22 protein-coding genes and 1 tRNA gene (1 of these 23 running past the window's edge) are annotated in these 25,566 nt (G+C 60.2%); 12 read left to right on the top strand and 11 right to left on the bottom strand.

Annotated elements, in window-relative coordinates:
- The 3 genes from BFP90_RS07605 to BFP90_RS07595 all read left to right on the top strand — a co-directional run bounded on the left by BFP90_RS07605 (position 1) and on the right by BFP90_RS07595 (position 5,561).
- Positions 1 to 1,101, top strand: coding sequence for a DUF1513 domain-containing protein (locus BFP90_RS07605; RefSeq protein ID WP_065896449.1), 1,101 nt, complete (start codon positions 1 to 3; stop codon positions 1,099 to 1,101).
- Between the two features lie 258 nt (positions 1,102 to 1,359).
- A complete protein-coding gene (locus BFP90_RS07600) occupies positions 1,360 to 2,517 on the top strand; it encodes an efflux RND transporter periplasmic adaptor subunit (RefSeq protein WP_065896448.1) in 1,158 nt (385 codons plus the stop codon).
- Positions 2,514 to 5,561: a multidrug efflux RND transporter permease subunit gene (locus BFP90_RS07595; protein WP_065896374.1), complete on the top strand. Its 3,048-nt coding sequence runs from the start codon at positions 2,514 to 2,516 to the stop codon at positions 5,559 to 5,561. The genes BFP90_RS07600 and BFP90_RS07595 overlap by 4 nt, the downstream gene beginning before the upstream one ends.
- A gap of 231 nt (positions 5,562 to 5,792) precedes the next feature.
- Here BFP90_RS07595 and BFP90_RS07590 read toward each other — a convergent pair whose 3' ends face one another.
- From BFP90_RS07590 to colR, 5 genes are all read right to left on the bottom strand, one after another.
- A complete protein-coding gene (locus BFP90_RS07590; protein ID WP_065887552.1) occupies positions 5,793 to 6,020 on the bottom strand; it encodes a hypothetical protein in 228 nt (75 codons plus the stop codon).
- Positions 6,017 to 6,736: a lipopolysaccharide kinase InaA family protein gene (locus BFP90_RS07585; protein ID WP_065887551.1), complete on the bottom strand. Its 720-nt coding sequence runs from the start codon at positions 6,734 to 6,736 to the stop codon at positions 6,017 to 6,019. The genes BFP90_RS07590 and BFP90_RS07585 overlap by 4 nt, the downstream gene beginning before the upstream one ends.
- 4 nt (positions 6,737 to 6,740) lie before the next feature.
- Positions 6,741 to 7,421, bottom strand: a complete 681-nt coding sequence (locus BFP90_RS07580; RefSeq protein ID WP_065896373.1) for a class I SAM-dependent methyltransferase — start codon at positions 7,419 to 7,421, stop codon at positions 6,741 to 6,743.
- A gap of 187 nt (positions 7,422 to 7,608) precedes the next feature.
- Entirely contained in the window at positions 7,609 to 8,889 is a 1,281-nt protein-coding gene (locus tag BFP90_RS07575; protein WP_065895116.1) for a sensor histidine kinase, read from the bottom strand.
- Positions 8,879 to 9,562: a two-component system response regulator ColR gene (gene colR / locus BFP90_RS07570; protein ID WP_003208587.1), complete on the bottom strand. Its 684-nt coding sequence runs from the start codon at positions 9,560 to 9,562 to the stop codon at positions 8,879 to 8,881. The genes BFP90_RS07575 and colR overlap by 11 nt, the downstream gene beginning before the upstream one ends.
- A 199-nt stretch (positions 9,563 to 9,761) precedes the next feature.
- Here colR and BFP90_RS07565 point away from each other — a divergent pair, with 199 nt between their 5' ends.
- The 4 genes from BFP90_RS07565 to BFP90_RS07550 all read left to right on the top strand — a co-directional run bounded on the left by BFP90_RS07565 (position 9,762) and on the right by BFP90_RS07550 (position 14,355).
- Entirely contained in the window at positions 9,762 to 11,711 is a 1,950-nt protein-coding gene (locus BFP90_RS07565; RefSeq protein ID WP_065896372.1) for an LTA synthase family protein, read from the top strand.
- Between the two features lie 75 nt (positions 11,712 to 11,786).
- Positions 11,787 to 12,485, top strand: a complete 699-nt coding sequence (locus tag BFP90_RS07560; protein ID WP_065887547.1) for a response regulator transcription factor — start codon at positions 11,787 to 11,789, stop codon at positions 12,483 to 12,485.
- A complete protein-coding gene (locus tag BFP90_RS07555; RefSeq protein WP_065896371.1) occupies positions 12,475 to 13,773 on the top strand; it encodes a sensor histidine kinase in 1,299 nt (432 codons plus the stop codon). The genes BFP90_RS07560 and BFP90_RS07555 overlap by 11 nt, the downstream gene beginning before the upstream one ends.
- 81 nt (positions 13,774 to 13,854) lie before the next feature.
- Positions 13,855 to 14,355, top strand: coding sequence for a hypothetical protein (locus BFP90_RS07550; RefSeq protein WP_065896370.1), 501 nt, complete (start codon positions 13,855 to 13,857; stop codon positions 14,353 to 14,355).
- Positions 14,356 to 14,432: 77 nt separating this feature from the next.
- On the opposite strand, the gene groL is transcribed toward BFP90_RS07550, so the two are convergent.
- From groL to BFP90_RS07525, 5 genes are all read right to left on the bottom strand, one after another.
- Positions 14,433 to 16,079: a chaperonin GroEL gene (gene groL / locus BFP90_RS07545; RefSeq protein WP_065887544.1), complete on the bottom strand. Its 1,647-nt coding sequence runs from the start codon at positions 16,077 to 16,079 to the stop codon at positions 14,433 to 14,435.
- A gap of 49 nt (positions 16,080 to 16,128) precedes the next feature.
- Positions 16,129 to 16,425 (bottom strand): co-chaperone GroES, encoded by a 297-nt coding sequence (gene groES / locus BFP90_RS07540; protein WP_017846112.1) that lies wholly within the window; start codon positions 16,423 to 16,425, stop codon positions 16,129 to 16,131.
- Between the two features lie 248 nt (positions 16,426 to 16,673).
- The gene (locus BFP90_RS07535; RefSeq protein ID WP_065896369.1) at positions 16,674 to 17,150 is read right to left on the bottom strand and encodes an FxsA family protein; all 477 of its coding nucleotides are present in this window, start codon (positions 17,148 to 17,150) and stop codon (positions 16,674 to 16,676) included.
- A gap of 66 nt (positions 17,151 to 17,216) precedes the next feature.
- Positions 17,217 to 17,948: a HugZ family pyridoxamine 5'-phosphate oxidase gene (locus BFP90_RS07530; protein ID WP_065896368.1), complete on the bottom strand. Its 732-nt coding sequence runs from the start codon at positions 17,946 to 17,948 to the stop codon at positions 17,217 to 17,219.
- A gap of 102 nt (positions 17,949 to 18,050) precedes the next feature.
- Complete coding sequence (locus BFP90_RS07525) at positions 18,051 to 19,058, bottom strand: DUF481 domain-containing protein (protein ID WP_065895122.1); 1,008 nt, start codon at positions 19,056 to 19,058, stop codon at positions 18,051 to 18,053.
- 192 nt (positions 19,059 to 19,250) lie between these two features.
- Here BFP90_RS07525 and BFP90_RS07520 point away from each other — a divergent pair, with 192 nt between their 5' ends.
- The 4 genes from BFP90_RS07520 to BFP90_RS07505 all read left to right on the top strand — a co-directional run bounded on the left by BFP90_RS07520 (position 19,251) and on the right by BFP90_RS07505 (position 24,036).
- Positions 19,251 to 19,565 carry an MGMT family protein gene (locus BFP90_RS07520; protein WP_256095237.1) on the top strand — a complete coding sequence of 105 codons (315 nt, stop codon included), beginning with the start codon at positions 19,251 to 19,253 and terminating at the stop codon, positions 19,563 to 19,565.
- Positions 19,566 to 19,608: 43 nt separating this feature from the next.
- Positions 19,609 to 21,141, top strand: a complete 1,533-nt coding sequence (locus BFP90_RS07515) for an AmpG family muropeptide MFS transporter (RefSeq protein ID WP_065895124.1) — start codon at positions 19,609 to 19,611, stop codon at positions 21,139 to 21,141.
- A 205-nt stretch (positions 21,142 to 21,346) separates the two neighbouring features.
- Positions 21,347 to 23,062: a proline--tRNA ligase gene (locus BFP90_RS07510; RefSeq protein ID WP_065895125.1), complete on the top strand. Its 1,716-nt coding sequence runs from the start codon at positions 21,347 to 21,349 to the stop codon at positions 23,060 to 23,062.
- Between the two features lie 20 nt (positions 23,063 to 23,082).
- On the top strand, positions 23,083 to 24,036 hold the full coding sequence (locus BFP90_RS07505) for a hypothetical protein (RefSeq protein WP_065887536.1): 954 nt from the start codon (positions 23,083 to 23,085) through the stop codon (positions 24,034 to 24,036).
- A 129-nt stretch (positions 24,037 to 24,165) separates the two neighbouring features.
- Here the strand turns inward: BFP90_RS07505 and dinB are convergent, their stop codons facing one another.
- Entirely contained in the window at positions 24,166 to 25,224 is a 1,059-nt protein-coding gene (gene dinB / locus BFP90_RS07500; RefSeq protein ID WP_065895127.1) for a DNA polymerase IV, read from the bottom strand.
- Between the two features lie 278 nt (positions 25,225 to 25,502).
- On the opposite strand from dinB, the gene BFP90_RS28935 reads away from it, so the two are divergent.
- Positions 25,503 to 25,566 (top strand) — tRNA-Met (locus BFP90_RS28935) (it continues 80 nt past the right edge of the window).

Raw genomic sequence — 25,566 nt, 5'->3', positions numbered from 1 at the left:
ATGCTCAGGCGACAGGCTTTGGCGGTTGGCAGCGTACTGCTCAGCGCCCTCACCTTGGGCGGCTGGACGCTGTTCAAGCACAAGGACAAGCGCCCGCTGCTGCTGTCGGCGCGCGATGATGCCGACGGCAGGCACTACGCCGTCGGTTATCGCCTGGACGGCAAGCAGGTGTTCGCCACCCAGGTCGGCCAGCGCTGCCACGACATCATCAACCACCCGACGCTGCCGATTGCGTTGTTTGTCGCCCGCCGTCCGGGCACCGAGAGTTACCTGATCGACCTGCGTGACGGTGCGCTGTTGCAAACCATCACCTCGAACGCCAATCGCCACTTCTATGGCCACGCGGTGATCCACAAGAGCGGCGACTGGCTGTATGCCACCGAAAACGACACCTCCGACCCCGGCCGTGGCCTGTTGGGTGTGTACAAGTTCGAAGGCGAGCGGCTGGTGCACAGCGGCGAGATCTCCACCCACGGCATCGGCCCGCACCAGGTGTCCTGGATGCCCGATGGCGAAACCCTGGTGGTGGCCAACGGCGGCATCCGCACCGAAGCCGAAAGCCGCGTGGAGATGAACCTCAATGCCATGGAGCCGAGCCTGGTGCTGATGCACCGCGACGGCGGCCTGATCAGCAAGGAAACCCTGGGCCAGCAGATGAACAGCGTGCGCCATATGGGGATCGCCAGCGATGGCACCATCCTCACCGGGCAACAGTTCATGGGACCGTCCCAGGAGCGTTCCGAATTACTCGCGATCAAGCGCCCGGGGCAGCCGTTCATGGCGTTCCCGGTGGATGATGCGCAGTGGCAGGCCATGGGGCACTACACCGCCAGCGTCGCGGTGCACAGCGAGCTGCGCCTGGTAGCGCTGACGGCGCCACGCGGTAATCGCTTCTTTATCTGGGACATGGACAGCGGCGAGTTGCGCCTGGACGGGCCATTGCCGGACTGTGCCGGCGTGGGTGCGGTGGCGGACGGCTTTGTCGTGACCTCGGGCCAGGGGCGCTGCCGCTTCTACGATTGCCGTCAGAAACAGCCGGTGGCGACCCCGCTGACCCTGCCGGCAGGGTTGTGGGACAACCACCTGCATCTCATGACGTAACCCCCCATCTTGATCGCAACGCTCCTGCGCTGACGCCCGGGAGCCCATCCGCCGACAGCCGTTTGGCACTTCTCCTACGCAACCTGTGGAACTGTCTCTCACCCGGCGAACAGTGTTCTCACAATAACTTGCGAAACCACTCCTTATCCCCGTCCCCGTCCTGATCAAGACTGCGGCGCTCAGTGCAGCGCCGCCTGCTCTTGCGTGCTCGCGCTTCGTTCAACCTGCACAGGTTTCACAAGGACCCCCACTATGACCATGCCGGGCCGCCGGATGATTATCATGCTCAGCCTCGTTCTGTCCGTCGTCCTGATGCTCGCCGGCTACAAGGCGCATTGGATTTATCAACAGTTGCAGCTTTTGCATGGGCCAAAGCCACCGGTCAGCGTGGCGACGTCCAATGCCTTTGAAATACCCTGGCAGCGCCAGATGCCGGCGGCGGGCACGCTCAAGGCATTGCAAGGTATCGATCTGAGGGTTGAGGTGCCCGGTGTTGTGACACAGCTGCACTTTGAGTCAGGGCAAAGGGTCGAGGCCGGGCAGCCCCTGCTGCAGCTTGAGTACCAGACCGAGCAGGCCGAATTGGACGTGGCAAAGGCCGACCAGCGCCTGGCCCTTCAGAACTTTGAGCGCGGCCGCAAACTGGTGGAAATCAGCGCCATCTCCAAAGGCGAGTTCGACCGGCTCGGCGCTGAACTCAATCGCAACACCGCCGTGGTGGCACAGCGTACTGCGGCGCTGGAAAAAAAGCGCATCGTCGCGCCCTTCACCGGCACCATTGGCATTGGCCAGGTCAATGCGGGCGATTACCTGCAAAGTACCCAGGTTATCGCCAGTCTGCAGGACACACGCCAGCTTTACGTTGACTTTTATGTGCCCGAGCAAGCCGTTCAACTGATCAGGAAGGGGCAGTCGGTTCAGGTTGAAATCTCGGCACGCCCCGGCATCTTCAGCCTCGCCAAGGTGAGTGCCATCAACCCGCTCGTCGATGACAGCACGCGAAACGTGTTGGTGCGCGCAACGCTGCCCAACCCGCGCGATGAGCTGTTGCCGGGAATGTTCGCCCATCTGCGGGTGCTGCTGGACGAACCGACTGCACACACCGTGATCCAGGAAAGTGCGATCGCCTTCAGTCCTTATGGACAGTACATTTTCGTAATAACACCCAGTAACCACGGCGAGCCGCACGCCTCCGATGCCGGCGATACGCCGCAACTGATCGCCGAGCAGCGCCTGGTCGAAACAGGCGAACGGCGCAATGGCCTGGTGGTGGTTTCCAAGGGGCTGCACAAGGGCGAACAGGTGGTCACTGCCGGCCAGCTCAAACTCAAACACGGCACTCCTGTGCGTATCAGTATCGACCGAAGCCAGCCGGAGGGGACGCTGCCGATGCCTCATCAGGAGGGTGCGCAATGACCTTCACCGACCTGTTCATTCGTCGCCCGGTGCTGGCCGTGGTCGTCAGCCTGCTGATCGTGCTGCTTGGATGCCAGGCCTACGAAAAACTGCAACTGCGCCAGTTTCCACAGATGGAAAACGCACTGGTTACGGTCACCACGGTCGCACCGGGACTGAGTGCGCAAACCATCCAGAGTTACGTCACCCAGCCCTTGCAACAGAGCCTGGCCAGCGCACAAGGCATCGACTATATGACCTCGTCCAGCCGTCAGAATATTTCGTTCATCTCCATCTACAGTCGGGTCGGCGCCGACAGCGACCGCCTGTTCACCGAACTGCTGGCCAAGTCCAATGAAGTCAGGAACCAGTTGCCCAGCGGCATCGAAGATCCGGTATTGAGCAAAGTTGCAGTGGACAGTACCGCGCTGATGTACCTGAGCTTTTCCAGCAAAACCATGAACAACGCGCAGATCACCGACTATCTGCAGCGGGTGGTCCAGCCTCGGTTGGTGACACTGCCGGGCATGGCGCAAGCGCAGATTATCGGCAGCCAGAGCTTCGCCATGCGCCTGTGGCTCGACCCGATAAAACTCGCCGGGTTTGGTCTGGGCGCCAGTGACATAACCCAGGCAATCAAACGCTACAACGTACAACCTGTCGCGGGGGACCTTACCGGCGAATATGTCGTCACCAGCGCGACCACCCACACCGAACTCCAATCGGTCGAGGGGTTCAGCGCCATTCCAGTGAAAACCGAGGGCGACAACCAGGTGCGCCTGGGGGACGTGGCGCGCGTTGAGCTGGGCTCGCAAAACTACGACAGTTTCAGCACCTTCAATGGCACCCCGGCGGTCTATATCAGCATTCAAGCCACACCCGATGCCAACCCCCTGGAGTTGGGCAAGCGTGTTCGCGAACTGATGCCCCAATTGCAGGCGCAGGCGCCACCCGACCTGCACTCGGATATCGCCTACGATTCGACGCTGTATATCAACGCTTCGATCGAACAGGTGCTGTCCAGCCTGACGGAAGCCTTGCTGATTGTGGTGTTGGTGGTGTTTTTGTTCCTGGGTTCGTTGCGCTCAGTGATCATTCCCGTCATCACCATTCCACTGTCGCTGCTTGGCACTTTGTTCCTCATGCAACTGCTGGGCTATTCCATCAACGTGCTGACGCTGCTGGCCATGGTCCTGGCTATCGGCCTGGTGGTCGACGACGCCATCGTGATGATGGAAAACATCCACCGGCACATCGAAAAAGGCAAATCTCCACTTGAGGCCGCCATCAAGGGGGCAAGAGAGGTATGCGTTCCGGTGGTGTCCATGACCATCACGCTGGCTGCGGTCTTTGCGCCTATCGGCTTCATGCAGGGTTTGACCGGGGCGCTGTTCAAGGAGTTTGCCCTGACCCTGGCCGGCGCTGTGGTGATTTCCGGGATCGTGGCGTTGACGCTGTCACCGATGATGTGCGCCATTTTACTGCGGCCTGAAGAACATCCAACGGGCCTGTCGCTGGCTCTGGAGCGTTTTTTCAATGCCCTGAAAAAACGCTATCGACGGCGCCTGCGCCAGATCATGCGAGCGCGGTCGGTGGTATTGGTTTTCGCCGCGCTCGTGCTCTGCCTGATACCCGCCATGCTCACGTTCACCCTCTCGGAATTGGCGCCCGACGAGGACAAAGGCCTGATTTTCATCCTGTCCAGCGCGCCCCAGGCAACGAACCTGGCCTACCTGAATCGCTACACCCAGGACTTTATCGAACCGTTCAACACCGTGCCCGAATATCATTCATCCTTCCAGATCAACGGCCTGGACGGATTACATTCAGGCGTCGGCGGCTTCCTGCTCAAACCCTGGGAGGAACGTGAGCGCACACAAATGCAAGTCCTGACAGACGTACGTGAAAAACTCGACAGCAACCCCGGCCTGCAAGTCTTCGCATTCAATTTGCCCTCCCTGCCGGGGACCGGTGAAGGGCTGCCCTTCGGCTTTGTCATCAGTTCCCAGCAGGACCACAGTTCGATGATGAACGTGGCCGAGCGCATCAAGCAACGAGCGATCGACTCGGGGAAGTTTGCCTATGTGGATATCGACCTGGCCTTCGACCGCCCGGAAGTCATGGTCGACATTGACAGGACCAAGGCCGCCCAGATGGGCGTATCCATGGAGGACCTGGACCTGACCCTCACCACCCTTCTGGCTGAGGCGCAAATCAACCGGTTCAGCATCGACGGGCATCTCTACAAAGTGATAGCCCAGGTCGAGCGCAACTACCGGGACAACCCCCAATGGCTGAGCCAGTACGCGGTAAAGAACGCCAAGGGCCAATTGCTGCCCTTGTCGACGCTGATCACCGTCTCCAGCCCGCAGGTTCGTCCCCAGCGGTTGAATCAGTTCCAGCAACTCAATTCGGTCACCGTGTCGGCCTTTCCGATTGTCGGCATGAGCGACGCATTGCAGACCTTGCAAACCATTGCCCAGGACGAGGCGCCAGCGGATTACAGCTTCGATTACAGCAACGCTACGCGCCAGTTCGTGCAGGAGGGCAATGCGCTATGGGGCACGTTCGGCCTGGCACTGGCCATCATCGGCCTGGTGCTGGCGGCGCAGTTTGAAAGCCTGCGTGATTCACTGGTAATACTGCTGACCGTGCCGCTGTCGGTGTGCGGCGCATTGATCGCGCTGTTTCTGGGTTGGTCCACCCTGAATATCTACACGCAGATCGGCCTGGTCACGTTAATCGGCCTGATCAGCAAACACGGCATCCTGATCGTCGAGTTCGCCAATCAACTGCGCAAGCAACAAGGCCTGTCCGCGCGGGCTGCGGTCGAACAAGCTGCCGCGACCCGTCTGCGGCCGATTCTGATGACCACGCTGGCCACCGTAATGGGCGTCGTACCGCTGATTTTCTCCAGCGGCGCGGGCTCGGTCAGTCGGTTCGATATCGGCATGGTGATCGCCACCGGCATGTCGATCGGCACCCTGTTTACCCTATTCGTCCTGCCCACGGTGTATACGACGCTGACCAAAGCGGACAACACAGCCAGGGCACTGACCCGATAGCGCTGCCTAGTCCTGAAACAGGGCACCACATGATCGTTCCCACGCTCTGCGTGGGAATGCCGCCGTGGACGCTCCGCGTTTTGCTTTCAGCACAAAATCCGGCACTTTCGTAATGGTGACGCGGAGCGTCACGGGATGCATTCCCACGCGGAGCGAGGGAACGATCATCTGACCCGATAGCGCACAAAAAAAGGCCTCGCACTGCGAGGCCTTTTGCGGGTTTTAATCGTTTCAACTCTGCGGCCTCATCGCTTGAGACATCCCGAACATGAATAACAGCAACTCATGATCGGGTTTGGCCGCCACACTGACCTTGGCCACACGTGGCAGCAGGCATTGCCCGCCGCCTTGCGTCGCACTGAGTACCTGTGTGCGAGGCTGTTCCCATGCCGCCAGGGCCAGGGCCGTAACCGCCAACGCCCCGACCAGGAACAAACCTCGTGCTATTTCTAGCTTCATCTGGTTAAACCCTTGATAGCGCTGCCAAACGCCGTCTCGTAAAAGTAGCTGAGTTTTTTCCAGTCGGTATCGTTCCACGACGAATGGCGGCGCAATTGCAGCATGTCATGGGAGGCGGCCCGATAAGCGGTCAAACGCTGGCGGCATTTTTCAAAGTCCAGCAGCGCCACTTCAACGTTCACCCCATCGCCCTCGCCCGTTACCCGAACGAAGATGTGCTTGATATACAGGCAACCGTGCTGCCAGCGGCCTTTGTGCATGCGCGCCAGGGTGCCGGCCAATTCCTCGAGCAAGCGCTCGTGGACCGCCTCGCCGTATTGCTCACGGCCACCCGCGGCGTACCAGTTTTCGATCTCGTCGAAACCGTCCAGCGACGCGGTGACCAGCAACGCTTTCCACTGATGCTGCGGGTCGCGTCGCGCCTCGCAGAACACCAACTCCGGCACGCGTACATCCAGCAGGCGCAGGCCCTTGAGGGCATCACGCTCGCGCAGCACGGTCGGACGTCCAAACGGATGCAACCAACTGCGGTAGATATGGCCAGTCTGGCGTTTGCAATAGAGCAATCGCCCATTGGGACTGATCACCCGCTGTACGCCACTTTCACCGCCACGCCGACGATTGGGTTCTTCCACCCACTCGCCCTGCTGACGCCAGAAAAAATCAAATCGTTCTTCGGGAGCTATATGACTGCCGACTACGCACTCAACTGCCATCCTGTTACCTCTTGCGCAATACATAGACTCGCCACATGGCGTAGAGCGGCATGAAGTCCAGGGATTCCTGAACCCGGAAACCGGCCTGCTCGAATTCTGCCTCGACAGTAGCAGCCGGTAACACAAACCGGTTTTGGTAACCTTCCTGCTCACCTTTCTTACGACGCCGTACCTCGGCGCGCCTGCGTTTCCAGGCCTTGAAATTGCCATCGACCCACAGCGAGATAATCACGCTGTCACGGCTAACCCGCTGAAACTCCCGAAGTATTGTCATCCTGTGCGCCGGGTCACCGATGTGGTGCATCAAGCGCATGCAGAAAATACTGTCGACCGAGTTATCTGGCAAATCGATATCAAAGGCAGATATCTGCAAAGGGCGTACCCGTTTGACGACTTCTGCCGGTTGGGCCACCGTGGCGACCTTCAACATCGACGCCGAATTGTCGGCCCCGATGATCACACGATTGGGTTTCTCGGCCAGCAATGGCCAAAAGCGCCCGGCACCACACGGCAGGTCCAGCACCAGGCCCGGTTCACCGGCCATGGCCAGCGCACCGCGCGCCAGTTGCTCATCGCGCTTGTGGGACAACCGGCGAGCCAGATTGTCCTGGTGCTTGAGCAAATATTGCCGCGCGTGTTGATCGTCGTACTTTTCTGAGAATTCCAACTTGATCGGGGAAGGCATCTTACGTCTCCGGTAACTGATGCCTACACCCTAAGCAGCGAACTGTGATCAACAGGTCAACTCGTTGTGAAAAACTTGTCCTGTCCAATCCCATACATTTCAAGACTTTACAGAAACATTCAGTAGCATGGGGCCATCTTCGCCGAAAAGCAGGCGTCGTGCAGCAGCAAAATGACAGACTGTTCGGTCAGGTTTTGACTTGACCCAGTTCGACATGAAAACGGCAGCCGTTGGGCTCCATGGTGCTCAGGGTCACGCTCCAGCCCTGGCTCTCACAGATACGCTGCACCAGCGACAAGCCCAGCCCCAGACCCTCGCCGCGCTTCTCGCTGCCACGCACGAACGGCTCGAACATCGCTTCACGCTTGTCTTCCGGGATGCCCACACCCGTGTCCTCCACCACAAAGCCGCTCGGTTCCAGGGTCAGGCGGATAAACCCTTGCTCGGTGTAATGCAGTGCATTGCGCAACAGATTGCCCATCACCGCATGCAGGAACGTCGTGTTGTAGCGTGTATCCAGCGGGTCGCCGGGGCAGTAGATCAACTCAAGGCCCTTTTGCTCGATGGGCCCGCGCCAGATACCGAGCAGGTCCTCGGCAACCTGGGTCAGATTCACCTGGGCCGACATGGCGGCATCGTCATGCTTGGCGCGGGCCAGCATCAGGAAGGTCTGCACCAGTTCGCGCATCTCTTCACAGGCCCGGGCGATGCGCTGGACCTGGTTGCGCCCGCGTTGATCGATGGCCGGATTCTCCAGCAGCAACTCGCAGGAACTGGCCAACACCATCAAGGGTGTACGCAATTCATGGCTGACATCGCTGGTAAACAACTGTTCGCGAGACAGCGCCTGGCGCAAGCGGCCCAGGGTGGCGTCGAACGCCACGGCCAATTCGCCCACTTCGTCGGCCGCGTAGTCCGGTGCCAACGGTGGCGCAAGCCCCAGCAACTGGTCGCGATGGCGCACCTGGCGGGCCAGGCGCACCACCGGCGCCATCACCTTGCGCGCCAGCACCCAACCCAGGAACACCGCCAGTGCCAGGCTGAGTACGAAACCCACCAGCACCACGGCAAACAGCACACGCTCGCGCTCTTCGAAATCGCTTTGGTCCTGCAGCAGCACGTAACGTCGGCCGTCGATCACTTCGACCATGGCGTGGTAGGACAGCGACTCGCGAAATACTTCATGAAAGCCCGGGTCCAGATGCCGCAAATCCTTGGGCAACTCGAAATCGCCGGGGCCGCCGCTGAAATAGAACAACTGGTCAGGCTCAGGCCGATGTCGCCAGTCTTCCATGCTGTCCATCAACAGCAGACGTTGCAGGTCGCCGCCCAGGCCCGCTGAAATCAACTTCTCTTCCACCAGGTGCACGGTCGCGACAATGCCCATGGCGAAGGCCCCCGCGACCAACGCACTCATCAAGGCAAAGGCGATGATGATCCGTTGGGCAAGGCTTTGCTTAAACTCCATCACGGCCCTCGGCCAGGCGATAACCCACACCGTGTACCGTTTGCAGCAACGGCTTGGCGAAAGGTTTGTCGATCACTTGGCGCAATTGGTGGACGTGGCTGCGCAGGCTGTCGCTGTCCGGGCAATCATCGCCCCACAAGGCTTCTTCGAGGATTTCCCGACGCAATACGTGGGGGCTTTTCTGCATCAACACCGCCAGCAACTTCAGGCCGACCGGGTTGAGTTTGAGCAGGCGCCCTTCCCGGGTCACCTCCAGCGTATCCAGGTCATAATTGAGGTCGCCCACTTGCAGGGCACGACGCCCGCCCCCCTGGGCACGGCGCAGCACCGCTTCGATGCGAGCGGCCAGCTCCGACAAGGCGAACGGCTTGAGCAGGTAGTCATCGGCGCCGGACTTGAAGCCCTGCAGCCGGTCGTCCAACTGGTCACGGGCGGTCAACATGATCACCGGTGTGTCGCGGCGTGCATCTTCGCGCAGGCGTTTGCACAGGGTGTAGCCATCGATGCCCGGCAGCATGATGTCGAGCACGATCAAGTCGTAATGCTCGGTAGCCGCCAGGTGCAGGCCCGACAGGCCGTCCTGGGCACAATCCACCGTGTAGCCTTTGAGCCCTAGGTAATCGGCCAGATTGGCCAGAATATCGCGGTTGTCTTCAACCAATAAAATTCGCATGGGCAGTGCTCCGTACGCGGTAACAGCCGTGTTGGCTCGCGCAGCTTAAGGCCAAGTGCAGTTCAGGGATAGGCCTGCCGGGCCGGTCGATAAAGGTTTTCAACTGATTAGCCAGCTGAACGAGTTTTTCACTATCGCTTCACACACTGACGACAGCGTCAGCGTGAACATCGCGCCCATCGATAAAAGGAAGTTGCACATGGGATTCCCCAAAACAGCGCCTATGCGCTATCTGTTGTTGGTAACCGGTACCTGGCTGGTTATTTTCCTGCTCACCCGCAGCGTGCTGCTGGTGACTCACCTGGATGAAGTCGGCGGCAACCTGCTGCCGGTATTTGGCGTGGGTTTGCTCTACGACCTGGGGTTCCTGACTTATGCGGCATTGCCGCTGGGGCTGTACGTGTTGCTGTGCCCACCCGCGCTGTGGCGTCGCCGTGGGCATCGCTGGTTCCTGCAAGTGCTCTTCAGCGCAAGCCTGTTTGCGATGCTGTTCACTGCGGTGGCTGAATGGCTGTTCTGGGATGAGTTCGGCGTGCGCTTCAACTTCATCGCCGTTGATTACCTGGTGTACTCCGACGAGGTCTTGAACAACCTGCTGGAGTCCTACCCGATCGGCAAGCTGCTCAGTCTGCTGGCAATGCTCGCACTGATCCTGAGCGTGGTCCTGCGCAGGCCCTTCAACGCCGCGATGGCCGCGCCGTTACCGGCAATGCGTGGCCGCCTGGTCAATGCCCTGGCCTTGCTGGCAGTCGCCGGCATCAGCCTGCAATTGATCAGCCAGGACCACCCGCGCACCCAGGGCGGCAACGCCTACAACAACGAACTGGCCAGCAATGGTCCCTATCAGTTCTTTGCCGCATTTCGTAACAACGAACTGGACTACACCCAGTTCTACAAAAGCCTGCCAACTGAGGTTGTCGCCAAGCAATTGCGCGCCGAACTCAGTGAACCCAACGCGCGCTTCATCGGCCAGGACCCACTCGATATCCGTCGCGCTATCACCCACCCCGGCACGCTGCGCAAACCCAATATCGTGCTGGTCACCATCGAAAGCTTCAGTGCCAAATACATGGGCAGCAACGGTGACGAGCGCAATCTCACGCCCAACCTCGATGCGCTGCGCCAACAGAGCCTGTACTTCAATAACTTCTACGCCACCGGCACCCGTACCGACCGTGGCCTGGAGGCCATTACCCTGGCGATTCCACCTACGCCCGGGCGCTCTATCGTCAAGCGCATCGGCCGCGAAAGCGGTTTCGCCAGCCTGGGGCAGCAGCTCGGCGCCGTTGGCTACGACAGCGTGTTTGTCTACGGCGGACGCGGTTACTTCGACAACATGAACGCGTTTTTCAGTGGCAACGGTTATCGCGTGGTGGACCAGAGCAGCGTGCCCGAGTCGCAAATTTCGTTTAAAAACGCCTGGGGCATGGCCGACGAAGATCTCTACCGACAAACCCTGAACCTGGCCGATGCCGATTACGCCCGGCAGCAGCCGTTCCTGTTGCAGTTGATGACCACCTCCAACCATCGCCCCTACACCTACCCGGACGGGCGTATCGATATCAAATCCGGCAACGGCCGCGACGGCGCGGTGAAGTACACCGATTACGCCATCGGTCAATTCCTCGACGCTGCGCGCCAGAAGCCATGGTTCGATAACACCATCTTCGTGTTCGTCGCCGACCACACGGCCGGCAGCGCAGGCAAGGAAGACCTGCCCATCGCCAACTACCAGATCCCCCTGTTTATCTATGCGCCGAAGCTGATCGAGGCCCGGGAAACTGCGCAACTGGCCAGCCAGATCGACCTGGCGCCCACACTGCTGGGATTGATCAACCTGAGCTACGAATCGACCTTCTTCGGCCGCAATCTGTTGCAGGACAACCCGCTGCCACCGCGCGTAGTGCTCGGCAATTACCAACATCTGGGTCTGTTTGACGGCACCAACCTCGCCATCCTCAGCCCCCGCAAGGGCCTGCGTCGCCATGACCAGGCGCTGGGCGAGAGCCAGGAACTGCGCGTCGGCAGCGACGACCCGTTGATCCAACGGGCGATCACCTACTACCAAGCGGCCAGTTATGGGTACAAGCAGCAACTGCTGAGCTGGAAAGCGCCCAAGGACACGACACCGACCATCAGCACACGCTGACGGCCCTACGCAGCCCTTGCCTGACGCCAGGCAAGGGCGTAACACTTGCGTCCTTTCCTGCAACGACGCCCGCTCATGTCCGACACTCTCCTGTTGATCGAAGATGATCGCCCATTGGCCGCATTGACGGCCGAGTTCCTGCGTGCGGAAGGTTTTACCGTTGCGGTGGAACACCGTGGTGACCGCGCGGCGCAACGCATTGTCGACGAGCAGCCCGCATTATTGATTCTGGACGTGATGTTGCCCGGCCTTGACGGCTTCTCCCTGTGCCGGCAGATCCGCGCGCAGTATTGCGGCTTGATCCTGATGATGACCTCGCTGGATGAAAACGCCGAGCAATTGACCGGGTTCAATGCCGGGGCGGACGACTATGTGGTCAAGCCGGTCGACCCGCTGCTGCTGCTGGCCAGAATCCGCTCGCTACTGCGCCGCCACCCGCAGGCGCCACGGGCGTTTTACCAATGGCACAGCTTTCGGCTGGAGCTCAATAGCCATTTCGCCTGGCTCGACGAGCAGCCCTTGCAGTTCTCGGTCGCCGAGTTCGAACTGCTCGCGATTTTCGCCCGGCACAGCGGCGTGTTGCTCACACGGGAGAAACTGCTTCAAAGCCTGCGCGGCCTGGAGTACGACGGGCTCAATCGCTCTGTCGATATGCGTGTTTCGCGCTTGCGTAAAAAGCTCATGAGCCTGGCGTGCCCCGTGACTATCCAAACCATCACCGCACAAGGCTATCTGTTTGTCGAAATTCCTCAGGGCGGTCGACATGTCGAGTAAATTCAAACCCTGGATGGCACTGGTGGCCGGAGCAGGCTGGGCCGGCTTGACCTTTTATCTGTTATGGCTGTGTGCCAATACCGCCGTGTATGTGGGTGAGTACAGCTTTTTGCGCTTGATGGCGGGGCCAGGCTACCTGGTGGCGGAACAACTCAAAACCTTGCCTGCCGATCAACGCGAGGCGCGCATGCAGACGCTGCGCGAACGCTTCCAATACCCGGTGGCCCTGATAAAGCTGAAGGATGTCGAGATGCCACCGGAAGCGTTGATCATGTTGAAGCATCAGCAACCCGCGCAAAACAGCGATGAAGACATGACTTACTTCCCCTTCGACGACGAAACAGCCATCCAATTCGGCCCGCTATGGGGCACCGCCGAGGTCAAGGACCTGCTGACATTTCCGGTATATTGGGTGACGGCCTGCGTCGCCGCCCTGCCTTTAGTGCTGCTGCTCTGGATCAGCCTACGCACACGCCGCCAGCGCAGCCTCGACCTTGATACGCTCAATGGCTGCCTGGGTGAACTGGCCCATACGCCCAATGCCCTGCTGCCGGCCATGGGCAAGGAATGGACGCCGTTGCTGCACACCCTGCAACAACATGCGCAACACATCACCGCCATGGGCGAGCGCCATCGCGAAGTCTCCCAGGCCGTGTCCCACGAACTGCGCACGCCACTGGCGCGCATGCGCTTCGCCTTGACCTTGCTCGGCAAGAGTGAAGACGCCGCCACACGCAACCGCCTGGAGAAACGCCTGCAAATTGATGTCGAGGAACTCGAGGCCCTGGTTCGCGCCAGCCTGGCCTTTGCGCGGATGGCCGGCGCACCGAGCGACCTGCACTATGAGCCGATCCCCATCCGTGACTGGTTGCATCAGGAGTTTGCCCTGCTTGACGGGCACCATCGTCGGCTGAGCCTGGAAATCGAGCCATTGCACCTGGAGCTGATCGGTGACCGCGCCTTGTTGCATCTGATTGTGCGCAACCTGTTGAGCAATGCCGTCACCTACGCTCGCGATCAGGTGCGTGTCAGTGCGGCGTACCATGACCCGCATCATCTGGTACTGCATGTCGACGATGACGGCCCGGGCGTGGTCGCGGAGAACCGCGAAAAAATCTTCGAACCCTTTGTCCGGCTGGCCATGGGCGGCGATGAACCCGGCGGCTTCGGCCTCGGTCTTGCGCTGGCAAAACGCGCCACCCAGTGGCTGCGTGGTGAACTGTCAGTGACTCGCAGCCCGCTGGGCGGCGCACGCGTGAGCCTGGTCCTGCCGCTGCGCCCTCAATGACCGGGGCGTTACAGCCGGTGACAGTAGAGCTTTGCGATAGCTTGTAACCTCTGCGCCTGAACCAGGTCGGAGAGCCCTTTCATGTGTTTCACCAAGAAATCCGCGCTTGCCCTGATGCTGTCGCTGTGCCTCGTGACGGGCGCGGTTTTACCCCGTTGCTCTCCTGCCATGACTGCGGTGACGCCACCGGCGGCGTTCAACAGCGGCTACCGGGTAGATGGCAGACCGCTTGACGAAGCCCCTGACGATCCAGTGTTCATCGCCGCACCGGGCGTCAGCGCGATGATCAGCCCTGATAATCCGCCTTGGTTGAATAACATCTGGGACAACCTGCAACGCCGCTCGTTGAGGTCCCATGATTATTATGCCAATACCCTCAAGCTGCCGGGCATGGTCGTCATGTCCGGGCATTGGGAGCGGCCCAGCCCGGCGCTTCAGAAAAAGCCCACGCACCTGTCTGAATATCAGCCACTGTCTGAAGCTGCTGCGCAGGGCACCATGGCCTATGTGCTGCGCGCGCCGTTGATGTTCGCGCGGGGGATGATACTCAAGAAGCTGCTGCGACGGCGTGCCATGGGCTGAATGATAAAACCGGCGCCATAAAAAACCCCGCCTGCATCACTGCAGGCGGGGTTTTTCAGTAGCCGGGTAAGGCTGGCTTACATCATGCCGCCCATGCCACCCATGCCGCCCATGTCTGGCATACCGCCGCCGCCTGCGCCTTCAGCCTTTGGCTTGTCGGCGATGGCCGCTTCGGTGGTCAGGATCAGACCGCCGATGGAAGCAGCTGCCTGCAGCGCGGAACGAGTCACCTTGGTTGGATCCAGGATGCCCATTTCGATCATGTCGCCGTAGACGCCAGTCGCAGCGTTGTAACCGTAGTTACCCTTGCCGTTCTTGACTTCGTTGACCACAACGCTTGGCTCGTCGCCGGAGTTGGCAGCGATCTGGCGCAGCGGTGCTTCAACGGCACGGCGCAGTACAGCGATACCGACGTTCTGGTCAGCATTGTCGCCGGTCAGATTGGTCAGGGCTTCCAGAGCACGGATCAGCGCAACGCCACCGCCAGGTACCACGCCTTCTTCAACGGCTGCACGGGTTGCGTGCAGGGCGTCTTCAACGCGGGCCTTCTTCTCTTTCATTTCAACTTCGGAACCGGCGCCAACCTTGATCACTGCAACGCCGCCGGACAGCTTGGCCAGACGCTCTTGCAGTTTTTCACGGTCGTAGTCCGAGGAAGTCTCGGCCACCTGGGCGCGGATCTGGGCGATACGCGATTCGATGTCGCCTTCAACGCCAGCACCGTCAACGATGATGGTGTTTTCCTTGGAGATGGTCACGCGCTTGGCGCTACCCAGGTTTTCCAGGGTGGCGCTTTCCAGGCTCAGGCCGATCTCTTCGGAGATGACGGTACCGCCGGTCAATACGGCGATGTCCTGCAGCATGGCCTTGCGACGGTCGCCGAAGCCTGGAGCCTTGACGGCTGCGACTTTGACGATGCCACGCATGTTGTTCACAACCAGGGTCGCCAGGGCTTCGCCTTCAACGTCTTCGGAAACGATCAGCAGTGGGCGGCCGGCTTTGGCGACGGCTTCCAGCACTGGCAGCATTTCGCGGATGTTGGAGATCTTTTTGTCGACCAGCAGGATCAGCGGGCTGTCCAGCTCGGCAACCATGGTGTCCGGCTTGTTGACGAAGTACGGGGACAGGTAGCCACGGTCGAACTGCATGCCTTCTACAACCGACAGTTCGTTTTCCAGGCCCGAGCCTTCTTCAACGGTGATCACGCCTTCTTTACCGACTTTTTCCATGGCTTCGGCAATGATGTCGCCGATGGAGCTGTCGGAGTTGGCGGAGATGGTGCCTACCTGAGCGATAGCCTTGGTGTCAGCGCATGGCTTGGACAGGTTTTTCAGCTCGGCAACGATGGCGATGGTCGCCTTGTCGATGCCGCGCTTGAGGTCCATCGGGTTCATGCCGGCAGCGACGGCTTTGTAGCCTTCGTTGACGATGGCCTGGGCCAGCACGGTCGCAGTGGTGGTGCCGTCGCCGGCGTCATCGTTGGCACGGGAGGCAACGTCTTTGACCAGCTGCGCGCCCATGTTTTCGAAACGGTCTTCGAGCTCGATTTCCTTGGCTACGGAAACGCCGTCCTTGGTGATGGTCGGAGCGCCGAAGCTCTTCTCGATGATCACGTTACGGCCTTTCGGGCCCAGGGTCGCTTTTACTGCATCAGCCAGGACGTTGACACCGGTGAGCATTTTCTTGCGGGCGGAATCGCCGAATTTAACTTCTTTAGCAGCCATGATCGATATTCCTTAAATACTTTGTAGTAACGGGAAAATGAGCGGGGAATCAGCCTTCCAGTACAGCGAGAATTTCGTTCTCAGCCATTACCAGCAGGTCTTCGCCGTCGACTTTCACAGTGTTGCTGCCGGAGTAAGGGCCGAAAACAACCTTGTCACCCACTTTCACGGCCAGCGCACGTACTTCACCGTTTTCCAGGGTCTTGCCTGGGCCAGCAGCGACGATCACGCCGTGGTTGGCTTTTTCAGCAGCCGAACCTGGCAGGACGATCCCACCGGCGGTTTTCTTTTCTTCTTCGCTGCGACGGATGACGACGCGGTCGTGCAGAGGACGAAGCTTGCTCATTGTCGATCTCTCCTAATTGTATGTTTCATCGGCCGGTATCAATTCCGGCGGGTTAAATTCCGGCGGTGCCGGTCGCGGCTCGCAGGGCGAACCGCGGAAGTCTGTCTAGTGTCACCACCAGAAACCTTGCGGTGACCGTTACATAAGGGCGGCCAGGCTTATTACAAGGGGCAGCGAATGATTTTTTTTGTGTTTTGCTCAGGGAAGAATGCAACACGGCACCCGAAGATGCCGTGCCGGTGAAGCGGTTATTTACTGTCGCGGTGTTCGAATTCGCCTTCGATCACATCACCTTCTCGCCCCAGAGGCTGGCGCGGGGCCGGGCCGCCACGGGGTTGCAGGTCGTCGGCAAATGCGCGCTGGCGCACGGCCGCTTCTTCGGCACGCTGGCGCATCTTGCCGGCCAGCAGTTTGCGCGTAACCGGCAGCAGCATCACCACACCGACCACGTCGCTGATAAAGCCCGGCAGGATCAACAGGCCACCGGCCAGGGCCATCATCAGGCCTTCGAGCATGGTCTGGGCGGGCAGCTCACCGCGGTTCAGGCTTTCACGGGCGCGCAGGGCCGTCGCCAGGCCGGCGACGCGCAGCACCAGGACGCCGAGCATCGAGCCGAGAATGATCAGTAACAGTGCCGGGAAAAATCCGATCGCACCGCTGACTTGAACGAATACGAACAGCTCCAGCACCGGGAACAATAGAAAAAGCAACAAAAAAGGGCGCATCAAATGGTTCCTCAACGCAAGAATGCCTTGCTAGTTCACCCTAGATGACGTCGCCTTTTCGTGAATTCAAGCGCTAATGTCTGATTTTTTCGGCCAGGTCTGCGCGTGAGCCAATGAAACCAGGGCTTCGCGTACTTGTGTCGGCGTGTTGCAAGACTCGGCAAACGGCAGCCAGTGCAGGGACTGGCCAATGCGCAGGTGCATGCCTTCGCTGTCGATACCGGCCAATTGCGCAGGCTCGGTCGTCGGCAAACCGGCGAGGTCGACGTAGTGGGCGATGGCCTTGGCGTGATCGCTGTTCATGTGTTCGATCATGCTGCGCTCAGCCTTGCCCGCGAACGGATTGGCCAGGGTCAGTTGATCGACCCAGTGGATCGCGCCAAACCCACCGATATAACGGTGGCGCACCGGCTTGAGCACCCAGAAATCGAAATCGTGGGCCTGGTGGTAATTGGCCGAGTCAGGGAAGTAGCGGTAGTAGCGCTCGGCGGCGGCTTCGATGGCGGCGGCGTCTTCCAGCTTGTGGGCTTCAGCCAGGTAGGTCAGGCGCCCGACGGCCTGCACATCGTCGGCTTCGCGCTCCCCGACCAGCAACGAACACTTGGGGTCCTTCTGCAAATTGTGCGTGTGCTGGGCGATGCGACTGATCAGGATCAGCGGCTGGCCGTGTTCGTCGAGGCAGTACGGCACGACCGAACCGAAGGGAAAACCGGGCATGGCTTTGGACAGTGTGGCCAAGGCCCCACGGTATTCCTTGAGCAACAGCTCTCGGGCGTTCCTGGCAACGTGCGCGCTCAATGTATGACTCCTGGGTTGTCCCGCCGCCCATGGCATATGGGAATGGATCTCAACACAAGGTAATCAATATCCGCGCAGGTTGCCAGCGTGCTCGATGCCGCTTTACCAGGCCACGCCAAAGCCTGCGGTGTAGCGGGTCTTGCTCAAGCTGCTGTCGGAGTCGCCGCTGATGACATCGCGCTCAGCCTTGAGATTGAGCGACGCCCATTCGGTGACTTTGTAGCGCAGGCCCATCTCGGCATCCAGGGAATACTCGGCCGGACCGTCCAGCGGCTTGCCCACCTCGCCGTTGGTGAAGAACTCGACGGTCTTGCCCACCAGGTAGCGGTTGTAGTTCCACTTCATGGCCAGGGAGTAGAAGTTGTCCTTGCCGCCATCGGCATATTCGTAATCGGTGCGGTTGACCAGCGAGCCCAGGGAGAACGCGCCCAGTTCATCGTCCCAGAACTGATAACCAGGGCCCGTACCGACGGTGCGTTGGCGTGCCAGGTCTTCGACCTTGTCGCGCTTGTAGGTCAGGCGGCCCTGCCAGAACCAGTGCTCGGTGAAGAAGCGGTCGAGGTCGTATTCCAGGGCCCAGTTGTCGGTGGTGGTGACGTCGTCCTGGAACTCGCGGTTATATTCGCCCTTGCCCGTGTGGCGCCACTGGCCGTGACGGGCCGAGGTCTTGAAGTCGATGTCGTAGTCGTTGGTGTCTTTGTCGGCGCGCTTGTAGTCCAGCGCCAGGTCGACGTTGCCCTTCCAGACCAGGTCTTCGATCACCGGCTTGGGCTTGAGGATCTGCTGAATGCTGGCCAACTCCACGGTCTTGGGCGCTTCGCCATTGGCCAGCACGACTTTGCCATCCTCTGCAGGCTTGAGGGACTTGGCCTTTTCACCGTCATAGGCGTCCTGCTTGACCAGCAACTCCTGATCACTCTCCAGGGTTTTCACCTGCTTCCAGTCCACCGGGATCGCCCCGCCGTAGCTGGTCTGGATCAGCAGCTTGCCGCCGTCGAAGACTTTGATCTTGCCGGTCAGGCGGTCACCGTTCTTCAACCAGACGGTATCGGCGAGCAAGGGCGTGGAAGCACTGAGGACAGCAAGGCACAGCAGGGTTCTGGACAACATAAGCGGATACGGGGCTCGGGGTTGGCGAAAAGAAGACGCTATCGTGTTAGATAGCCTGAACTGACTCAACTATTTATATTGAGTTCAATTCTCAACGGCAAGTTTACAGACGTTTCTTACAAAACACCGACGTTCCAAACGGATAGCCTCACAGTGAATGAACCCGCCGACACCCCGCAAAGCCCCGCCGAAATGCGCCGCACCGCGCTTTACCTGACGCTGGCGCAAGTACCGTCAGGTTGCGTGGTCAGTTATGGCGAGTTGGCGCACCTGGCAGGCCTGGGCCGCGCCGCGCGCTGGGTCGGGCGCACCTTGAGCCAGCTTCCCGCCGATACCCGATTGCCCTGGCACCGTGTGCTGGGTGCCGGTGGTCGGATAAGTCTGCCGCCGGGCAGTGCATCCGGTGACGAGCAACGTGCGCGTTTACGCAGCGAAGGCGTCACTATCCTGAACAATCGTGTTGATATTCAGCGCCATGGCTGGCGTCCGGTAGAGCACAGCGGTTAGAGTGCGCGCTTTGTTTCCGCAAATCTGAGGCAGACTCCAGCCCATGCCCCGTAAAACCTGGCGCGCCGCGCTCGCCGCCTATGCCAGCCCCTCGACGTTAGTGCTGTTGTTGCTCGGTTTCGCTGCCGGCCTGCCTTATATGTTGGTGTTCTCGACGCTGTCGGTGTGGCTGCGCGAAGCCGGCGTTGCCCGCGAGACCATCGGTTATGCAAGCCTGATCGGGCTGGCCTACGCCTTCAAATGGGTCTGGTCGCCGCTGCTCGACCAATGGCGCCTGCCATTGCTCGGAAAACTCGGGCGCCGACGTTCCTGGCTGGTGCTCGCCCAATCGCTGGTGATCCTCGGATTGATCGGCATGGGCTTTTGTGACCCGCAAAAACACTTGTCCTGGCTGATCGCCATTGCCGTCGTCGTGGCCTTCGCGTCGGCCACCCAGGACATCGCCGTCGATGCCTATCGCCTGGAAATCGCCGACGACAGCCGCCAGGCGGCCCTGGCCGCCAGTTATATGTCCGGTTATCGCATCGCCGCCCTGCTCGCCACGGCCGGTGCGCTGTTCTTCGCCGAGGGCTTCGGTTCCACCGGTTTCAACTATAAACATTCGGCCTGGACCGGCACCTATGTGCTGTTCGGCGTGCTGATGGTCCCGGCGCTGCTCACCACGCTGTTCATGCGCGAACCCAACGTACCGCTGCGCACCCAGTTGCAGGCCGGGCGCTACAGCTTCGCGCATCAGCTGGTGTCGGTGTTCGTGCTGATCGTGCTGCTGGTGTCGGTGCCGGCGATGTTTACCCAGCTGTACAACACTGACTTCGCCAGCGTGCTGTTCCAGGGCGTGAGCCTGTGGGAATTGCTGATGGAAGACCGCGCGTTCCTGCGCGCCATCCTCTATATCCTGCTGACTGCAATGTGTCTCTCCGCCATGGGCCGACGTGGCCTGGCGCCGGTGCTGACGCCGGTCAACGACTTCATCCTGCGCTACCGCTGGCAAGCGTTGCTGCTGCTCGGCTTGATCGCCACCTACCGCATGTCCGATACGGTCATGGGCGTGATGGCCAACGTGTTCTATATCGACCAGGGTTTTACCAAGGACCAGATCGCCGGAGTCAGCAAGATCTTCGGCCTGATCATGACCCTGGTCGGCGCCGGCATGGGTGGCCTGTTGATCGTACGGTTCGGGATCCTGCCGATCCTGTTCATCGGCGGCGTGGCCTCGGCCGGCACCAATCTGTTGTTCGTGATGCTCGCCGACATGGGCCCCGACCTGCAGATGCTGATCGTCACCATTTCCCTGGATAACTTCAGCTCGGGCCTGGCCACATCGGCGTTCGTCGCTTACCTGTCGAGCCTGACCAACCTCAAGTTCTCCGCCACCCAATACGCCCTGCTCAGCTCGATCATGCTGTTGCTGCCGCGCCTGATCGGCGGGTATTCGGGGGTGATGGTGGAGAAGTTCGGCTATCACAACTTCTTCATGATCACCTGCCTGATGGGAGTGCCGACGCTGTTCCTGATTGCGCTGCACTGGTTCCAGGAAAACCGGCGCGCCCGGTTGAATCCCCCTGCAGAAGACTGAAATGTGGGAGGGGGCTTGCCCCCGATTGCGGTGGAACAGCCGAGTATCTTGTAGCTGACACATTGCTATCGGGGGCAAGCCCCCTCCCACATTTGGAACTTCCATAGCCGGTCAGATCCCCGGCAATGTCACGCCTGTACTCCAGCGGCAACCGCCCGTACAATCCCAAGTCATTTCAAGTCCAAGCAACCGACAACGGCCTACCATGCGTACCAGTCAATATTTGCTCGCCACACAGAAAGAAACGCCTTCCGACGCGGTTGTGATCAGCCATCAGCTGATGCTGCGCGCCGGCATGATCCGCAAACTGGCCTCGGGCCTGTACACCTGGCTGCCCATGGGCTTGAAGGTGATGCGCAAGGTCGAAGCCATCGTTCGTGAAGAAATGAACGCCGCCGGCTCTCTGGAAGTGTTGATGCCGAGCACCCAACCGGCTGAACTGTGGCAGGAATCCGGACGTTGGGAAGAGTACGGCCCTGAGTTGCTGCGCTTCAAGGACCGTCATGGCCGCGATTTCTGCGCCGGCCCGACCCACGAAGAAGTCATCACCGACCTGATGCGCAACGAGTTGAGCAGCTATAAACAATTGCCGCTGAACCTGTATCAGATCCAGACCAAATTCCGTGATGAAATACGCCCACGCTTCGGCTTGATGCGCGGCCGTGAATTCATCATGAAGGACGCCTATTCGTTCCACGCCGACCAGGCGTCGTTGCAGGCGACCTACGACCGCATGCACCAGGCCTACTGCAATATCTTCACGCGCCTGGGCCTGAAATTCCGCCCGGTTGAAGCGGACAACGGCTCCATCGGCGGTGCCGGCTCCCACGAGTTCCACGTGCTGGCCGAATCCGGCGAAGACGACATTGCGTTCAGCAATGTTTCGGACTACGCGGCGAACGTCGAAAAAGCCGAAGCCGTACCGCGCGAAACCTCGCGCCCAGCCCCGGCTGAAGAACTGCGCCTGGTCGATACCCCGGACACCAAGACCATCGCGGCCCTGGTGGAGAAATTCAATCTGCCGATTGAAAAGACCATCAAGACCCTGATCGTGCACGCCGAAGAAGAAGGCAAGCTGATCGCCCTGGTGATCCGTGGCGACCACGAGCTCAACGAAATCAAGGCGGCCCAGCAACCTGGCGTGGCCAGCCCGCTGGTCATGGCCAGCGATGCCGAACTGCGCGACGCCATTGGCGCCGGCGCCGGTTCCCTCGGCCCGCTGAACCTGCCGCTGCCGATCATCATCGACCGTTCGGTCGAGCTGATGAGCGACTTCGGTATCGGCGCGAACATCGACGACAAGCACTACTTCGGTGTGAACTGGGAGCGCGACCTGCCGGTGCCGACCGTGGCCGACCTGCGTAACGTCGTGGCCGGCGACCCAAGCCCGGATGGCAAGGGCACCCTGGAGATCAAGCGCGGCATCGAAGTCGGGCACATCTTCCAGCTGGGCAACAAGTACAGCAAGGCGATGAAGTGCGAAGTGCTGGGCGAGAACGGCAAGCCGATCACCCTGGACATGGGCTGCTACGGCATTGGCGTTTCCCGTGTGGTCGCCGCCGCCATCGAGCAGAACAACGACGAGAAAGGCATCATCTGGAGCGACGCCCTGGCGCCGTTCCAGGTGGCGCTGGTGCCGTTGCGCTATGAAACCGAGCAAGTACGCGAAGCCACCGACAAACTGTATGCCGAACTGACGGCCGCCGGTTTTGAAGTGCTGCTCGATGACCGGGACAAGAAAACCAGCCCGGGCATCAAGTTCGCCGACATGGAGCTGATTGGCATCCCGCACCGGATCGTGGTCAGTGACCGCGGCCTGGCCGATGGCAATCTGGAATACAAGAGCCGGACCGAAGCCGAAGCCCAACCGTTGCCGGTGGCTGACGTGCTGTCTTTCCTTCAGGCGCGTATTCGTCGCTGAAAACCAGATCAAGAGAAGTCATGTTCAAGCGAAACACCAGAGCCCTGGGGGGCGCCGCCTTGTGCGGCGCCCTGCTGGTCAGCGGCTGCGCCAACCAGATGTCGCAACGCAGTGAGCACGAGGAGCGGGTCGAGCGAAAGTTGCTCGACCACAGCCTGCAGATCGATGTCGGCGAGCCCAAAGTGCTGGAACTGCCGCAACGCCGGGTTCGGATTCACGAGCAGAAGACGTTCGAGGTCACCGAATTCGAAGTCACACGGCGCTACGACCGCTACACGCCCTACCAGCCGTGGCGCAAACTCTATGAGATGCCACTGGGTGCCGTTGCGTTGGTGGCCGGCGCGGGCGCCAATGTGGCGAATATCTTCGCCCTCGGCAACCTGCCTGCGAGCATGACGCGCGATTGGCTGAGCTACGGCGTGGACGGCATCAACCCGTTCATGAACGTGCAATCTCACGGTCGTGCGCAGCAGAACCTCGCGGCTATCGATGAAGTGCAGCGTGACAAGCGCCTGGAATATTCGAGCCTGCCCTGGAGCGAACGCCCGGTACAGGTCACCGCCGGCAAACAAACCCATGAACTGACCACCGACCGCGACGGCGTGCTGCGCCTGAACCTGTTGGACAGTCCGTTTGCCGAGCAGGACCTGAACCGCATCACCACCTTGAAAATCAGCGTGGAAGACGGCCAGGACGATGTGCACACGGATTCGACCCTGGCGGTCAGCAACACCCTGCGCGGCAAATTGCTGGAAGCCCATGGCCTGATCTATGACGATTTGGAAGACGACGAGGTCAATCAGTGGGTGCACCGGGTCAAGCGCCTCTCGGAGCTGGGCCTGGAAGAAGAAGCCAGCGAACTGGAGCAAAGCCTGATTGAACTGACGCGCAACGATCCGGAACTGCAGCAGGAGTTTTTGCAGGCATTGGCCAAGGATGCGGGGCGACTCGTCGCAGATCCCGGCGCGCGCTGATCCCAGGCTGTTTTTGTAGGAGCGAGCTTGCTCGCGAAAAACTCACAGGCACCGCGTTCTTCCAGGAAACACGCGTTATCGTTGACGTTTTTCGCGAGCAAGCTCGCTCCTACAGGGGCACCCTGGGTTCTACCAGGAAAACTCGAGCTGTTCGTTACCGCTGCTCAAATCCAGCAACCTCACCCCAATCCCCAGCAACCGCACAGGCTTACCCCCACGGTTAAATGCCTGGGTCATCAGCTGTTCATAACTCTCCAGATCCCGCCCTGCCCCGGCCTGCTCCAGAGTGGTCTGGGTAAAGTCATGAAACTTGACCTTCACGAACGGCTTGCCTGCCCGGTAGCTGCTGTCGATACGCGCCATGCGCCCCGCCAGGGTTTCCAGCAACTCGGGCAGCTTGGCCAGGCAGCTTGAAAGATCCGGCAAGTCCACATCGTAGGTATTTTCCACACTGATGGATTGCCGCCGGCTGTCGTTCTGCACCACGCGGTCATCGATCCCACGGGCAAGGCTCCAGAGACGCTCACCGAAACTGCCGAATTCGCGCACCAGTGCCAGCTTGTTCCACTCGCGCAGTTGCAGGCAATCTTCAATGCCCAGGCGCGCCAGCTTGTCGGCAGTGACTTTGCCCACACCGTGCAATTTACTCACCCGCAACTGCGAGACGAACTCTTCGACCTGGTCCGGGGTAATCACAAACAGGCCGTTGGGTTTCTTCCAGTCGCTGGCGATCTTAGCCAGAAACTTGTTGGGCGCAACGCCGGCGGACACGGTGATGTGCAACTGATTGGACACACGCCGGCGAATGTCCTGGGCGATGCGCGTGGCGCTGCCGCCAAAGTGCGGGCTGTCGGAGACGTCGAGGTAGGCTTCATCCAGCGACAACGGCTCGATCAGGTCGGTGTAGTCGCGAAAGATCGTCTGGATTTCCTTCGACGCTTCTTTATAGGCATCCATACGCGGCTTGACGATCGTCAGGTCCGGGCACAGCTTCAATGCGTGACGCGATGACATCGCCGAGCGCACCCCGTAAGCCCGCGCTTCGTAATTGCACGTAGCAATCACCCCGCGCCGGTCCGCCGAGCCACCGACAGCCAGGGGCTTTTGCGCCAGGCTCGGGTCGTCGCGCATCTCGATGGCGGCGTAGAAGCAATCACAGTCGACGTGGATGATTTTGCGCTGCGTCATATAAACGGGGTGTGAATCAACGGGTGGCCAGTATCGCATTCACCCCTGTATATAGCACCAGTAGTTTGAATCTTCCGTCCGAGCGGTAGGAAATATCTCAGATGAATTGGTTTTCTCAATCGAATTCAACCTTCCAATAGAGCTGGAAGCCCTGGCCTGACTGGCTCGGCGCCCTTTCGACACCTGCCTTGGAGAGCTAACCAATTGAACCACAAGCGCTTTTGTTCGATTTTAGGGTTGACACACTCGCGTTCCTCTGTAGAATGCCGACACACAGACGCGGGATGGAGCAGTCTGGTAGCTCGTCGGGCTCATAACCCGAAGGTCGTCGGTTCAAATCCG

Origin of the sequence: Pseudomonas sp. 24 E 13, assembly GCF_900004715.1 — a bacterium.
GTDB classification, from domain to species: Bacteria; Pseudomonadota; Gammaproteobacteria; order Pseudomonadales; family Pseudomonadaceae; genus Aquipseudomonas; species Aquipseudomonas orientalis_A.
Note: the sequence above shows the minus strand (reverse complement) of the source record. Positions and strands in the feature narration are given on the sequence as shown.